This is a genomic window from Truepera sp. (genome assembly GCA_032027045.1).
Lineage (GTDB): Bacteria > Deinococcota > Deinococci > Deinococcales > Trueperaceae > JAAYYF01.
Window position 1 is genome coordinate 2,517,868 of sequence record JAVSMU010000001.1, and the last position, 13,941, is coordinate 2,531,808.

The 13,941-nt window shown below is 67.0% G+C and carries 12 protein-coding genes; 7 read left to right on the top strand and 5 right to left on the bottom strand.

The genetic code is table 11. From position 1 onward, the window contains the following. Window positions 1–23: 23 nt before the first annotated feature. Both ROY82_11445 and ROY82_11450 read right to left on the bottom strand, forming a co-directional pair. Window positions 24–1,319 carry a nitrate/sulfonate/bicarbonate ABC transporter ATP-binding protein gene (locus tag ROY82_11445; protein MDT3683072.1) on the bottom strand — a complete coding sequence of 432 codons (1,296 nt, stop codon included), beginning with the start codon at window positions 1,317–1,319 and terminating at the stop codon, window positions 24–26. A 25-nt stretch (window positions 1,320–1,344) separates the two neighbouring features. Next, entirely contained in the window at window positions 1,345–3,141 is a 1,797-nt protein-coding gene (locus ROY82_11450; GenBank protein MDT3683073.1) for an ABC transporter permease subunit, read from the bottom strand. Window positions 3,142–3,297: 156 nt separating this feature from the next. Here ROY82_11450 and ROY82_11455 point away from each other — a divergent pair, with 156 nt between their 5' ends. The 4 genes from ROY82_11455 to ROY82_11470 all read left to right on the top strand — a co-directional run bounded on the left by ROY82_11455 (window position 3,298) and on the right by ROY82_11470 (window position 7,418). Further along, entirely contained in the window at window positions 3,298–3,735 is a 438-nt protein-coding gene (locus tag ROY82_11455) for a hypothetical protein (GenBank protein ID MDT3683074.1), read from the top strand. A gap of 129 nt (window positions 3,736–3,864) precedes the next feature. After that, window positions 3,865–4,860 (top strand): TAXI family TRAP transporter solute-binding subunit, encoded by a 996-nt coding sequence (locus tag ROY82_11460; GenBank protein ID MDT3683075.1) that lies wholly within the window; start codon window positions 3,865–3,867, stop codon window positions 4,858–4,860. Window positions 4,861–4,863: 3 nt separating this feature from the next. Next, entirely contained in the window at window positions 4,864–5,352 is a 489-nt protein-coding gene (locus tag ROY82_11465) for a hypothetical protein (GenBank protein ID MDT3683076.1), read from the top strand. Further along, entirely contained in the window at window positions 5,337–7,418 is a 2,082-nt protein-coding gene (locus tag ROY82_11470; GenBank protein MDT3683077.1) for a TRAP transporter fused permease subunit, read from the top strand. Before ROY82_11465 ends, ROY82_11470 begins: the two co-directional genes overlap by 16 nt. Window positions 7,419–7,436: 18 nt before the next feature. Here ROY82_11470 and ROY82_11475 read toward each other — a convergent pair whose 3' ends face one another. Together ROY82_11475 and ROY82_11480 are read right to left on the bottom strand one after the other, a co-directional pair. Then, on the bottom strand, window positions 7,437–7,751 hold the full coding sequence (locus ROY82_11475; GenBank protein MDT3683078.1) for a multidrug efflux SMR transporter: 315 nt from the start codon (window positions 7,749–7,751) through the stop codon (window positions 7,437–7,439). 74 nt (window positions 7,752–7,825) lie between these two features. Then, complete coding sequence (locus ROY82_11480) at window positions 7,826–8,173, bottom strand: carboxymuconolactone decarboxylase family protein (GenBank protein MDT3683079.1); 348 nt, start codon at window positions 8,171–8,173, stop codon at window positions 7,826–7,828. Between the two features lie 253 nt (window positions 8,174–8,426). On the opposite strand from ROY82_11480, the gene ROY82_11485 reads away from it, so the two are divergent. Continuing rightward, window positions 8,427–9,797 (top strand): FAD-binding oxidoreductase, encoded by a 1,371-nt coding sequence (locus ROY82_11485; GenBank protein MDT3683080.1) that lies wholly within the window; start codon window positions 8,427–8,429, stop codon window positions 9,795–9,797. Window positions 9,798–9,821: 24 nt separating this feature from the next. Here ROY82_11485 and ROY82_11490 read toward each other — a convergent pair whose 3' ends face one another. Beyond that, a complete protein-coding gene (locus ROY82_11490; GenBank protein MDT3683081.1) occupies window positions 9,822–10,715 on the bottom strand; it encodes a complex I NDUFA9 subunit family protein in 894 nt (297 codons plus the stop codon). A gap of 111 nt (window positions 10,716–10,826) precedes the next feature. Between ROY82_11490 and ROY82_11495 the strand changes: the two genes are divergently transcribed. Both ROY82_11495 and pepF read left to right on the top strand, forming a co-directional pair. Next, complete coding sequence (locus ROY82_11495; protein MDT3683082.1) at window positions 10,827–11,741, top strand: hypothetical protein; 915 nt, start codon at window positions 10,827–10,829, stop codon at window positions 11,739–11,741. Window positions 11,742–11,970: 229 nt separating this feature from the next. Beyond that, a complete protein-coding gene (gene pepF / locus ROY82_11500; GenBank protein MDT3683083.1) occupies window positions 11,971–13,785 on the top strand; it encodes an oligoendopeptidase F in 1,815 nt (604 codons plus the stop codon). The last annotated feature ends 156 nt before the right edge of the window (window positions 13,786–13,941 follow it).

The following is a 13,941-nucleotide window of genomic DNA, read 5'->3' on the forward strand; positions in this document are numbered from 1 at the left end:
CACCGCAGCGGGCTCGACGCGCCTCAGACGTCCTCGAACCCGAGCTGCCGGCGGCGGTCGTCGTAGCTGAAGAGCTCCGCGTAACGGCCCCAGGTGACGGCAGTGTGCAACGTCTCGCCGGCACTCTCCGGGTCGAGGGTCTCGCTCAGCATCTCCTCCACCCGTTCGATCGGGAGCAGGTGGTCAGGGCGTTCCCGGATGGCCTCGACGATGTGGCCGATGAGGCCGACGTGCTCGAGCAACATCTCGCCGAAGAGCTTCTTGCGGCCATCGCCATCGGCGACGGCGAAGCTGGCACCCTGGGCGGTGAGCCTGAGGTCGCCGCCGCTGAGCTGGGCCATGTGGAGGTGCTGCAGAGTCTCGGCGACCGGGAAGAGGTCGCCGACGTCCAGCCGGAGCTCGTCGGCCAGGTCCGGCAGGTCCGCGCTACCGCGGTATGGCTCGTCCGCCAACGTCTCGACGAGCCCGACGAGGAGTCCGGGCGCCACGTAGTGCAGTGACGTCTCCGCCGCCAACGGTTGCGGTGGGCGGACGCGACGTTCACCCGCCACCGCGTCGGTCAGCTCGGTGTAGAGGTGGTCGACGAGGAGCCGGAACTCGGACGCCTCACGCTCGCGCGGGTGCGGCAGGGTGATGGCCACGTCGGCCGTCACGCGGCCGGGCTTGGTCGAGAAGACGAGCACCCGGTCGCACATGAGCACCGCTTCCTCGATGCTGTGGGTCACGAGCACCATGGCCTTTATCGGGAGCCTGCCGCCCTGCCAGAGGTCGAGGAGGTCGCTCCTCAGCGTCTCGGCGGTGAGGACGTCGAGGGCCGAGAAAGGCTCGTCCATCAGCAGGATGTTGGGATGGACCACCAGGGCACGCGCCAGGCCGACGCGCTGCTGCATGCCGCCGGAGAGTTCGCGCGGGTACGCCTGCTCGAAGCCGTCTAGGCCGATGAGGTCGATGGCGTCTACCGCCCTGGTGCGCTGCTCCGCGGCCGGCAGCCCAAGCGCTTCCAACCCCAACTGCACGTTCTCCAACACCGTCAGCCACGGGAAGAGCCCGAAACTCTGGAAGACCATCGCCACGCCCTCGGGGGGCCCCGCGATGGGCTTGCCTTGGTAGACGACCTTGCCTGCCGACGGTGGCAGCAGGCCCGCGATGATCCGCAGCAGCGTCGACTTGCCCGAACCCGAGCGGCCCAGCATGCCGACGATCTCGCCCTCTCGCAGCGTGAAGTCGATGCCGTCGAGCACCAGCAGGTCGCTCCCGTCAGGGCGCACGAAGCTGCGGTGTATCCCGACGAGTTCGAGCAATGGCGCCTCGGTAGCCACGCCCCAAGCTACCCCGCCGGCGCGCTCAGCCGACACGGTAGCGCCGCGCCGCTCGCTCGTAGAGGGGGCGCCAGAACGCCCGGTTGAGTAAGACCACGTAGAGGCTCATGATCGCCACTCCGAGGATGATGCGCGGGTAGTCGCCGGCCTCGGTGGCGTTCACGATGTAGGCGCCGAGGCCGGTAGCCTCGAGCTTCTCGTCGCCCCAGACGATGACCTCGGCCACGATGCTGGCGTTCCAGGCGCCACCCGAGGCGGTGATGGCGCCGGTGATGAAGGAGGGGAAGACGGCGGGCAGGGCGATGCGCCGCCACCAGAGCCAGCCACGCACCCTCAGGTTCGCGCCCACGTCACGCAGGTCGTTGGGGATGGCCGAGGCACCCGCTATGACGTTGAAGAGGATGTACCACTGAGCCCCCAGGATCATCAGCGGACTGAGCCAGATCTCGGTGTTCAGGCCGTACCGGACGATGACCCAGACGGCCAACGGGAACAGCAGGTTGGCGGGGAAGGCTGCCAGGAACTGCACGACCGGCTGCACCCGTTCGGTGAGGCGCGCGTCGAGGCCGATCATCACCCCGACCGGCACCCAGATCACGCTCGCCAAGGCGGTCAGCGAGAACACGCGGATGAGCGTGTAGAAGCCGAGCTTCAGCGTGTTTAGCCCCTCTCCCAGGGAGAGCGCGCTGCCGACGTATTGGTAGAGGTAATAGCCGACCACGCCGGTCAGGCCGACCAGTAGCGCGTACCAGACCACGTCAACCAGGACGCGCCTCGACCGCAGCCTCTTCCGGTCCGTCGGCCGGGGCGGCGGCGCCAGGCGCGGAGGCGCCCCGCGCCTCGGGCCGAAGCTGCGGCGCATGAGCGCGCCCAAGCGACCTGCGACGGCGTTCACAGCAGCTGAGCGGCCCAGCAGGTCCAGCATCCACGAGCGCGGCTTGGCAGCCGACGCCGACTGCCTGTCGAACCTGAAGCGGTCGGACCAGGCCACCAGGGGGCGGAACAGCAGCTGATCGTAGAGAACGATGACGATCAGCATCGTCACGATGGCCCAGAGGACCGCGGTCAGGTCGCTGCGCTTCAACGCCATCTCGATGTATGAACCGATCCCCGGAAGCGCGACCTCGGTGTCACCCACGAGGATGGCCTCCGACGCGACCACGAAGAACCAGCCACCCGACATAGACATCATGGTGTTCCACACGAGCGGCGGTACGGCGAACGGCACCTCGAGACGCCAGAAGCGCATCCAGCGGCTCATGCGGAAGGAGTCGGCAACCTCGATCAGCTCACGCGGCACCGTGCGCAGCGAGCCGTAGAGGCTGTAGGTCATGTTCCAGACCTGCGAGGTGAAGATGGCGAAGATGGCCACCAGCTCCGCCCCCAGCACCTTGCCGGGGGCCAGCGCCAGGAACCAGATCACCGTGACCGACACGAACCCCAGGATGGGCACGGACTGCAGGATGTCGAGCAGCGGCATCAGGACCTGCTCGGCCCGCCTGCTCTTGGCGGCAAGGGTGGCGTAACCGAAGGTGAAGAGCAGCGAGAGGACGAGTGCCACCAGCATGCGCAAGGTGGTTCGCGCCGCGTAGCCGGGCAGGTGGCGCGGGTCCAGCGAGATGGGCGCTGCGGCCAGCTCCTTGAGGCTGCCGAAGACCCCCTGGCTGCCCGCGGCGAGCAGTGCGACGACGCCCAGCAACAAGACCGCCGCCAGCAGGTCCCAGACCGAGAAGGCGAAACGGCCGCGCTCGACCGAGACCGGGTTGACGGTCAGGGGCTCCCCGTCTTCGAGGGGGTGGGGCCTACTTCGCGATTTGGGCACGCATCACCCCTCCCGTCCAATCGCCTCGTCAGCAGGCAGTGCTACGTTATCCCCTCGAGACCGGGCCGACTATGATGGCCGGTAGTGAGGCGAAGCCTGCTCCGGCGTTGGCCGCATACGCCCGCGTGTTCTCGCCTTCGGAAGGAAGTACCTCCCATGCGAAGAAACCCACGCTCTCTCGCGCTCGTGGTGACCCTACTCGTCATTACCCTCTCCGCCTGTCTTCCCGTCACCGTTCCGGGCCTGCGGAACGTGGACGGTCAGACCTGGTCCGCGCGCTTCGAGGTCGAGGTGCGACCCGCCAACGTGGCGGCCATCCGCTTGCCAGTAGACCTCACGCTTACCTTCAGCCAGCGTCTGCACGACGTTACGGCCCAGGCCAGGCTCCAGTACGACACGGGGATCATCCGCCTGCAGACCGGCAGCCTGGTCGACCTCCAGGGCCGCCTCGGGTTCGACGACCACTTGGACCTCCAGAGCAGTTCGAACGCCCTGACGTTCGAGGGGTACTTCGTGGGCAACAAGCTCGTGGGGACGGTCTCGATCGGCGGCCTCGTGCCCGTCACCAACGTCACGTTCACGAAGGCCCGGTGAGGAAGACGGCCTTGGCCGTCTAGAATCCTGGCTGCCTAGAAGCCTCACTTCCGGTACGTCTGCCCTAACGACATGTCATCCGTGCGCTAAACTCGGCACGAAAAGACTCGTACGCAAGGGAGGCACTACATGAAGCGCTCGTGGCTGACCATAGCTATCGTGGCAGGGTTGGCGTTCGGCGTTGCGTCGGCGCAACGGACCCAAGTCGTCATCGGTACCGGCGGAACCGGCGGCGTCTACTTCTTCTACGGCACGCAGGTCGCGCAGATACTCAGCACCAACACCGACATCAGCGCCACCGCCATCCAAACGGCGGCCTCCATCGACAACAACCTCCTGTTGCGGGACAAGACGAACCCGGACCGCAACATCTACTACTGCGAACTCACCCTGCCCGACTCTGCCCTGGTGGCGTACAACGGCACCCACGAGAAGTTCAAGGACAACCCCGCTCCCTCGCGCATCCTCTGGATGACCTACCCGAACTACCTGCAGATCGTCACGACGGCAGGCTCGGGCATCAAGAGCATCACCGACCTGGCCGGCAAACGCGTGTCGACGGGTGCGCCCAGCTCCGGCACCGAGTACACCTCGCTGCTGGTGCTCGACGCCGCCGGGGTCAAGACGGACGGCTTCGCCAAGTGGGCGCGCCTGGGCGCCGCGGAATCGGCCGACGGCCTGGCGAACGGCACGCTCGATGCCTACTTCTGGTCTGGCGGTATTCCCACCGGCTCCATCAGCGAGCTGGCGTCCACCCTCGCGCGCAACGGCAAGCAGATAGCGCTGGTACAGTTGGCGCCCGATAGTGACGCGGTGAAGACCTTCCAGGAACGGTTCCCCGGCCTGGGCGACGTTCGCACCATCCCCGCCGACGTGTACGGAAGCCCCGCGGACATCACGACGCTGGCGTTCTGGAACCTGATGGCGTGCCCGGCCTCCATGCCGGACGACGTGGCCTACACGATCACGAAGACCGTGTTCGAGCACTTGAGTGATCTGCAGGCGGCCGTGAAGCCGGCCGTCGACACCTCGGTCGAGAACACGGCCAAGTTCATCGGCGAGACCACCATCCCGTTCCACCCGGGAGCAATAAAGTACTTCAAGGAAGTGGGAGCCACGCAGTAACCCATGTCGTCGGCCCAGTCCGGTCGATTACCTGATGAACCAACATCGGCCGGACCCGTCAAGGCAGACCCTGCTTTCCGGTCGGGTAAGAAATCACGCCGCGTCCTGGGGTTCACGCTCCTGGCCGCGGCGTTCTTGGCGGTGGCACTGTCGCGGCCGGTGCACGTCGAAGGCGACGGGATCGATGAGCGCCTGTGGCTCTGGGCCTGGCAGCACGGCAACGTGACGTTCACGAACTCGGTGACGGGCGCACCGGTCGTCATCGAGTTCGGACTCTTGACGGGCATGGACCGGCAGCGGATGCTGACCGACGAGAAGACCGAGAACTACTACACCAGCGGCACCTACGACCTCAACCAGCGTTTGCTGGGCAACCGCACGCGGCAACTCAGGTACTGCTCCATCGTCGGCATCGATGTCGCCATCGCCTCCCACCGCTACGCGCTAGCGGACAGTTGCCTGGAGATAACGCTGTTGTGGCCACCCTTCTGAAGCGCGTCACTTTCGCTCTCCTCCTGCTGGCCACCCTCTATCACCTGTACCTGGTCATCAACCCCTTCACGCCATGGTCGGGCGCGCACATCGCCATCTTCGACCTGACGCAGGTACAGCGCGCGACTCACGTGTTCCTCCTCGCCCTGTGCGGCTTCTTGTTGCTGGCAGCGCGCAAGCCGGTCGAGAAGGCGAGCGCGGGCGGCTGGGTGTTCCTCGTGCTCAGCGCGGTCCCCCTCTGGGCCTTCTGGGGGCTCGACCTGCCGCTCATGGCCAAACTCGCCGGAACGGTGTTCTGGGTCGCCGCCGTGCTGCCAGCGGTGTTGCCGCGCGCGGCGCCGGTCCCCGACCTGCTGGCGTCACTTCTCAGCGTTGCTCCGTACCTCTACCTGCTGCTGCAGTTCAACGAACTGGTGAACCGCGCCATGGTGGCGGAGCCCTGGGACCTCGTCATGTCCTTCGGGCTGATCTTCCTGCTGCTGGGCCTCGCATATCGCTGGTTGGGGCCGGTGCTGCCCGGGCTGGTCATCGTCTTCTTGCTCTACAACCTCTACGGCTACCAGATCCCCGGCATCCTGCAGAGCCCGGGGTTCCCACTCGACATGCTGCTCGGCAAGCTCTACGCGGAGACCGAGGCCGGCCTGTTCGGGATCATCACCGGCGTTTCGCTCAAGTACCTCGTGTACTTCACGGTCCTGGGTGCCGTGCTGGCGGCGATGGGCTACGGCGAGGTCATCGCCAACATCGCCTTCCGCCTGGTGGGCAAGAGTCCCGCGGCGCCGGGCCGGGCTACCTCCGTCATGGCCGTGATGATGGGTTGGTTCTCCGGCTCCGGCGCGGCAGACACGCTCTTCGTCGCGACGCTCAACGAGCCGCTGTTCCGGCGCGCGGGTTACCGCCAACTGGTAGCGGCCGGCCTCGCGGCGACCGTGGGCACCATCGCTTACATCACGCCGCCGGTCCTCGGCTCCATCGCGTTCGTGATGGTCGAGCTGCTCGGCATTCCCTACACGCAGATCATCGTCATGGCCATCGGCCCGATGATCCTGATGCTCGTCGCGGTCTGGGCCTTCAACGAGTTCTACGTCCGCCGGGAGAAGCTCGAGGCAGTGGAGCCGGCGGCCGGCGTCGACCGCCGTTACCTCCTGCGTTTCTCTTACGTGTTCGCCCCCGTGCTGCTCATCCTCGTGCTCATCTTCCGTGGTTACACCGTGAGCCTCGCCGTCAGCCTCGCCATCTTCACGTTCATCCTGCTGGCGTACGTCGATCCCAAGATCCGCCCCCCGGTCGTGAAGCTCCTCAAGGGGTTGGCCGACGGCTTCGAGCACCTCATCCCCATCGGCGTCGCCGTGGTGGCCGCCAACATGATCATGACCATGATGGTCATGACGGGCCTGGCTTCGAAGGTTTCCGAGCTGTTGCTGGCGGTTTCGGGGCAGTCGCTGATCATAGGGACCATCCTGGGTGCGCTGTTCAGCCTCATCCTGGGGATGGGCGTGCCGCCGATCGCAACCTACGTGCTGACCTCGGCGCTGGTCGCGCCCGCCATCCAGAAGCTGGCGATGGCCAACGGCGTGCCCCCGCACGCGGCGCTGCTGTCAACCCAGATGTTCCTGTTCTATTACGCGGTCCTGGCCGACGTCACGCCGCCCGTGGCGCTGTCGGCGTTCGCCTCGGCGTCCGTCTTCAAGACCGATCCCATCCGCACGGGCCTGTACTCCGCCATGGTGGCCCTACCCAAGTACCTGATCGGCTTCACGTTCCTGCTGTCGTTCTCCGGCACCGCGCTGTTGATAATCCCCGTCATCGAAGGCACCACGCTCGTCAATGCGCTGCTGCTCATCGTGCCGCGCTTCGTGTTCGCCCTGGCCGGCACCGTATTGGTGGCGGCCGCGGGAGCCGGATTCGTGTACGTGCGCCTGCCGCGCCTCGACCGCTTCCTGTTCGCCGTCGTCGGGCTGGTGCTGCTCTACCCGGCCACTATCGTGAACATAGTGGCCCTCGTCTTCGGCGTCATCCTGCTCGCGCGGGAGCGGTTCAGGCGCGAGGTCGTGATCGCCACCTAGTGTTGGCGGACCCTGCCGTCAGCTGACGAGTTTCAGCCCGACGACGCACCCGATCACTCCGAGCAGTAGCACGACCCTCATGGTGGAGACGGGCTCGGTGCCGGTGATCATCCCGTACATCACGGCCAGCGTGGCGCCGACGGCGACCCAGACGGCGTAGGAGGTGCCCGTCGGGAGGGTCTTCATGGCGTACGCCAAGCCGCTCATGCTGATGATCAGGGCGACGGCGAACACCAGCGACGGCGCGAGCTTGCTGAACCCGCCCGACTTGCCCAGCGCGACCGCCCACACCGCCTCGAACACGCCTGAAGCAACGAGAACGAACCACGCCACCTGCATCCTCCTCTAGTTACGGCTTGTCATCTTGGGGGCTGGGGATTGGGGACTGGGGACTGGGGACCCCGTGCTCAAGCCTGCTCGGCAGCCAGCTCGTTCATCACGTCCAGCGCCAGGTTCGAGTGCGCGTACGCGCCACCGGCGCGCATCTCGGCGGCCACCCAGATGGCCTCCATGACCTCTTCGCGGGTCGCGCCCGCCTTGAGGGCCCCCCTCGTGTGGCTCCTTATGCAGTAGGGGCACTGCGTCACGTGAGCCACGGCCACGGCCAGTAGTTGTTTCGTCTTGGCGTCGAGCGCGCCCGGCGCGAACACCGTCCTGCTGAACTTGGTCCAGGCCTCGCCGATCTCGGGTGCCAACTCGTTCCGTTGGTTCCGTAACTCACGGGTCGCTTCGGGGAACAGGGGCTTGTCTGTCATTCGTCTTCACCCTTCCTAGGCGCGTTTGCCGGACGACGCGAAGGCCGGGCCCAGCCGCGATGCCTAATGGTAATCCCCCGCTCCAGTTGCCGCTGGTTCGTGTTGAGCGTTGGCCCCATGGCCTACGTGGAGCCCACCCGCAACGCCACGCCCTCCGCCCCCTCTCGGTTCGCTCTGCGCCCGGTCTCGGTTCGCGCAAGCCGTGACGGCCGATTCGAGCGGGACGGGTGGACGCAATATCATCGGCGGCGTCATGAGTATCCCGGAAGATCCAAAGGTCCACGTAGCACCCGCTCCCTTGCCGGCGCGAGCGCTGCTGCCAACCAACGAGGACTACGACCGAGCTTGCCTGGGTTTCAACCTCGCCCTCACCAAACGACCGCAGATGGTCGTGATGGCGAGGAACACGGATGACGTTGCCGCGGCCGTCAAGCATGCGGGTGCAGCCGGCATGAAGGTCTCCGTGCAAGCCACGGGCCATGGCGGTGGCGTCCAGGTAACGGACGGGCTGCTGGTCAACACCTCCCGGATGCAGTCGCTGACAGTCGACCCGCACGCCAGGACCGCCCGCGTTGGAGCGGGCGTGATGTGGCGCGAGGTGATCGAGGCGGCCGCACCTTACGGGTTGGCCCCCCTGAACGGCTCCTCTCCGAGCGTCGGCGTCGTCGGCCTCACCCTGGGTGGGGGCATGGGGCCCATGGGCCGCACCTTCGGCTTCGCCGCGGATCACGTTCTGCGCCTCCGACTGGTCACTGCGGAGGGCGCGGTGATCGAAGTCGACGCCGAGCACGAGCCGGAGCTCTTCTGGGCCTTACGCGGCGGCAAGTGCTCGGTCGGGATCGTCACCGAGTTGGAGTTCGCGCTCATGGAAGTGGCCGACTACTACGGCGGGGCGATCTTCTACCCGGGCTCCGCAGCCGAGGCCGTCTTGAACGCCTTCGGCCCGTGGGCCGCCACGCTACCCGAACAGGCGAGCACTTCGCTGGCCCTCCTGCGGTTGCCCGATTGGGACGAGGTCCCGGAGCCACTGCGCGGCAGGTTGTCGCTCAGCCTGCGCTACGTTTTCGTAGGAGACGACGAGAGTGGCGCGGCGCTGCTCGGCCCCATGCGGGCTGCCGCGAGCCCGCTATTCGACTTGGTCGCGCGCACCCCGTACACGGCCATCGGAAGCGTGCATCAGGACCCGGAGGGTCCCCTGCCCGGCTGGGATCGCGGGCAACTGCTACGCGAGTTGCCGCCAGAGGCCGTGGAGACGCTACTTGCAGCAGCCGGGCCGGGTGTCGACTTGCCGCTCATCATGGTCGAGGTTCGCATGATGGGCGGGGCCCTTGCGCGACCCCCGCAGGTACCGAACGCCGTCGGTGGGCGCCACGCCGCGTTCTCGCTAGAGGTCGTCGGGGCCTGCCCGCCGCCCATGAAAGAGGCCGTAACGGCAGCCGGCAACGCGGTGCTGGCCGCATTGGAGCCCTGGAGCACGGGCGGCACACTCATCAACTTCCAAGGGGACGCCACCTCACCCCAAGCCGTGTCACATGCGTGGCCCGAACCCACCTGGGCGCGGCTTCAGGAGTTGAAGCACCGCCGCGATCCGGAAGGGCGCTTCGCCTTCGGCTATCCCGTCTGAACTGGGCGTCCGTTCTACCCGGGTTCAGCGCGCTGAGGCGGCCTCGAGGATCTCGCCCAGATGGTCTTCCAGGGGTTCGAGCGCGAGCCCGAACGCCGCCACCGCCGGCCGCGGGTCGCCGGTGTTGCCGGCCAATAGCATCAGGAACTGATCGCGCGTGATCGGCGGGTTGGGCAGCAGACCGAACAGCGCCACACCCATCCGCATGAGCGGCAGCGGCACGTTCACGAGGGGCTTTCTCGAACCGAGCGCGCCACGCACCAGGAGCAGCAACTCGCGCAGGCTGTACTCCTTCGGACCCACCAGGTCGAAGGTCTGCCCCGCCACGCCATGGCGCTCCAGCGCGCGCAGGAACGCAGTGGCGACGTCGCCTGCGTACACCGGCCTGAAGGGGTAGCCGCCGGTGCCCACCACGGGAACGACGGGAGGCAACCTGACGAGTTGCCGCAGCGTGCCGCCGAAGAAGTCGTCCCCCACGCCGAAGATGAGGCTCGGGCGCATGATGGTCCAAGCCAGACCCGACACGCGCACCAGCTCTTCGGCGCGGGCCTTGGTCCGCTGGTAGCCGCTGCCCGAGTCGAGGCCGGCGCCAAGGGCGCTCATGTGCACCAGCCGCGAGACGCCGGCGGCGGTGGCCGCCTCGATGACGTTGCGAGTGCCCTCGACGTGGACGCGTTCGAACGTCTGCGAGCCGCGCTCCTGGATGATGCCGACGAGGTGCACCACGGCGTCGATCCCGGTCATGGCGCGCCCCAGCCCGTCGCCGCTGGTTACGTCACCTGTGAGCGCCGTAACGTCGGTCGGCAGCCTGGCGTCACTCTTACGGCTCAGCCCCGTGACCTGGCAACCCGCGCCAACGAGGGCGCGGCAGACGTAGCCGCCCACGAAACCGTTGGCGCCCGTCACCAGTACCCTCACCTCAGCAGCGTAGCCCGGCGGCAAGGGCTCACCGCGTGGCCGCGTGCAGCATCACGCGTCACGGAACCTGCGTTTTCAGGAGCGCATCATGCCCGCGTGAAGGAGGCATCCATGATGCGTTCACATTCACTGGCAGTAACCAATTCGGACGGCTTCAGCGCACCGCGCGGCGTCCTGGCCGCGTTGCTACTTGCACTGCCCCTCCTGTTGGGGGCCACGCAGGCGCATGCCGCGGCGGACCTGTCGTTCAATTACGCCTCGGGCGCCCTGACGGGCACCGACACGTTCGCAGGGCTCGGCTATCACTCGTTGGGGTTGGTCAACGGCACCGCTGCCCCGGCGACGTTCACCCTGGCCTACCTGAAGGACGGCACCGACGTTGCCGGCTACGAGAGCCTCAACGACTCCCTGCTGGCCGCGATCGCTAGCCACGGCGACGAGGCCAAGGTGATCCCCGACCTCATGAAGTCGGTTGAAGCCTTGGGCGGCACGATAGTCGCTCCCAACGGCGAGATCGACATGTACGCCGACCTCCAGGCCGGTACCTACGTGGTGGCGGCCTCGGCCGTTGGTCCGAACGGCGCCGCCAGCGGGAAGACCAGTTACCTGGCCTTCACGGTCAGCGACAACGGCAAGGCAGCAGCGGCAGCGCCCAGCACCACCAACGCCGTTGACTTCAAGGACTTCAGCTTCGACTTCCCCGCCAAGGTGCCGGCGGGCGACAACCTGTGGAAGATCACGAACGCCGGTAGTCAGGTTCACCTGTCCACCATCTACAAGCTGCTGCCCGGCAAGTCCGTGGACGACCTCAAGGCTTTCCTCTCGCCCGATTCCGCAGGCGGGCCGCCACCGTTCGACCCGAGCGCCGTGGTCGACGTCGAAGCGGTCTCCCCAGGCCAGACCGTCTACATCCCGCTCGACCTGAGCAAGGGTGATTGGGTGGCGGTCTGCTTCATCCAAGACCTCACCCCTCCGCACCTGCCGCACTTCATGGAAGGGATGATCGAGGAGTTCGCCGTCAGCTGATCCACGGTCGGCAAACCCGGATCACATGGGCGCAGAGACCTTCTGCGCCCACTTCTCTTTCCCGTCGCGATCCGGCCGCTCAGGTGGCGCGGTGCGGCCGGACACGTGGGTGCCCAAGAACGTGCGCCGCCATGTACGTGTGCCGCCGAGGCCCATGGGCGACCGAGGTACACGCGCGGGTACGTGGCGGCCGGCGCCCCCGTCGCGGTTCAGGTTTTACACTCGCCCCATGGCCAAACCTCTCCCCAGCAGGAACGAAGCCGACCCCGCCTTCACTTGGAACCTAGAAGCCACTTACGCCACTCGGGAAGCCTTCGATACCGACCTAGCTTCTGCGAACGACGACCTGGCGCGGCTGGTTTCGTTCAGGGGCCGCCTGGGCGATAGCGCCGTCACGCTGGGCGACTTCTTCGCCGCCTACTGGCCCACGCTTCAGAAGCTCCAGAAGCTGAGGATCTACGCCACCATGCCTCTCGCCGTCGACCAGAACGACCAGGAGGCGCGAGCCGTGGCGGGTCGCTTCCAGGCCCTGGTCGCCCGCTTCAGTGCCGAACTGGCTTTCGCGCAGCCCGAGCTATTGTCCATCGGCCCCGAGAAGCTCGACGAGTTCCGCTCCCAGGACGCGCGCCTTGCAGACCTGGGGCGCTACTTCGAGCGCCTCGAGGCCAGCCGTCCGTTCGTCCGCTCCGCCGAGGTGGAGGACGTGCTTGGCCGCACGGCGGATCCGTTCAGCGCGCTCGAGCGGGCATACAACTCCCTGGCCAACGGCGAGCTGCCGTTCGAACCGGTCATGCACGAGGGCCAGACGTACGAGGTCGAGCGCAGCACGTTTCCGGCGCTGCGCATGGCTGCGGACCGCACCCTGAGAGAGAAGAGCTACGACTCGTACTCCCAGGCGTTCCTGGCCCACAAGGACACGTTCACCGACCTCTACGTCGGGCGCATCAAGCAGTCGGTGTTCCTGGCGGAGGTGCGTGGGTACGAGGACACGCTCGACGAGCAACTGCGCCCCCGCGAGGTGCCGCGGGAGGTGCTCACGAACGTGTTGAGCGTCTTCGAGAAGAACCTTGGCGTGTGGCACCGCTACTGGGAGGCCCGTAGGCGGCTCCTGCAGGTGGACGAGTTGAAGGAGTGGGACGTCTTCGCGCCGCTGGCCAAGAACCCCGCACCCCTTCCCTACTCCGAGGCCATCGAGAACGTGCTCCAGGGCATGGCGCCCCTCGGCGAGGAGTACACGGCACCGCTGCGCAAGGGCCTGCTCGAGGAGCGCTGGGTGGACGTCTACCCGAACCGCGGGAAACGGGACGGCGCCTTCGCCACGCGCTGGTACGGCGGTCCGCCTTACATCATGATGAGCTACCAGGACGACCTCGAGAGCATGAGCACGCTGGCGCACGAGCTCGGCCACGCCATGCACTCGAAGCTCATGGACGCTTCGCAACCGCCCGCCAACGCCAACTACGCCATGGCGGTGGCCGAAACGGCTTCCAACTTCAATCAAGCGTTGGTGCGCAGCCACCTGCTGAGCGTCCGCACCGACCCCGCCGAGCGCCTGGCCGTGCTGGACGAGGCCTTCTACAACTTCCACCGTTACTTCTTCATCATGCCCACCCTCGTACGCTTCGAGTTGGAGGCCCACCAGGCCGTGGCGCGGGGCGAGGGGCTGACCTCATCGCGACTGATCGGCATGATGCAGCGCCTCTTCCAGGAGGGTTACGGCGACGCCATCCAGGCCGACGAGCGCACCGGCATCACGTGGGCCCAGTTCGGGCACCTCTACATGCCCTTCTACACGTTCCAGTACTCGGTGGGCATAGCCGCAGCGGCGGCGCTCGCCAGCGAGGTCCGCGCCGGCTACGAGGCCGGCGATCGCGGGCCGGCCGAGCGCTACCTCGCCTTCCTCAAGGCAGGCTCGGCCGTCAAGCCGCTCGACTTGTTCCGCGCCACGGGAGTAGACATGACTACCCCGGCGCCCATCGAGAAGGCCTTCAGCGTCCTGGACGGTTACGTGCACGAGTTGGAAGAGCTGGCGGCGGCCGGTTGATGTGGGGGCCGGTCGAGGCGGCGGCGGGTCGAGGTGGCAGCCGGCCGATGTGGCGACCGGTTGATGTGGGGCTGGTTGATGCCCTTCCGGCCGCGTGAACGCGCGGCGGGACAAATCGCCGAGCGCCGCGATATACCCTGTTAGGCGGCAATGCGG

What these genes read in the sequence shown, in the direction of transcription:
- ROY82_11460 (MDT3683075.1), top strand. Translation starts at nt 3,865, where the DNA reads ATGAAGCGCTCGTGGCTGACCATAGCTATCGTGGCAGGGTTGGCGTTC.
- ROY82_11455 (MDT3683074.1), top strand. Translation starts at nt 3,298, where the DNA reads ATGCGAAGAAACCCACGCTCTCTCGCGCTCGTGGTGACCCTACTCGTC.
- ROY82_11465 (MDT3683076.1), top strand. Translation starts at nt 4,864, where the DNA reads ATGTCGTCGGCCCAGTCCGGTCGATTACCTGATGAACCAACATCGGCC.
- ROY82_11495 (MDT3683082.1), top strand. Translation starts at nt 10,827, where the DNA reads ATGATGCGTTCACATTCACTGGCAGTAACCAATTCGGACGGCTTCAGC.
- pepF (MDT3683083.1), top strand. Translation starts at nt 11,971, where the DNA reads ATGGCCAAACCTCTCCCCAGCAGGAACGAAGCCGACCCCGCCTTCACT.
- ROY82_11480 (MDT3683079.1), bottom strand. Translation starts at nt 8,173, where the DNA reads ATGACAGACAAGCCCCTGTTCCCCGAAGCGACCCGTGAGTTACGGAAC.
- ROY82_11485 (MDT3683080.1), top strand. Translation starts at nt 8,427, where the DNA reads ATGAGTATCCCGGAAGATCCAAAGGTCCACGTAGCACCCGCTCCCTTG.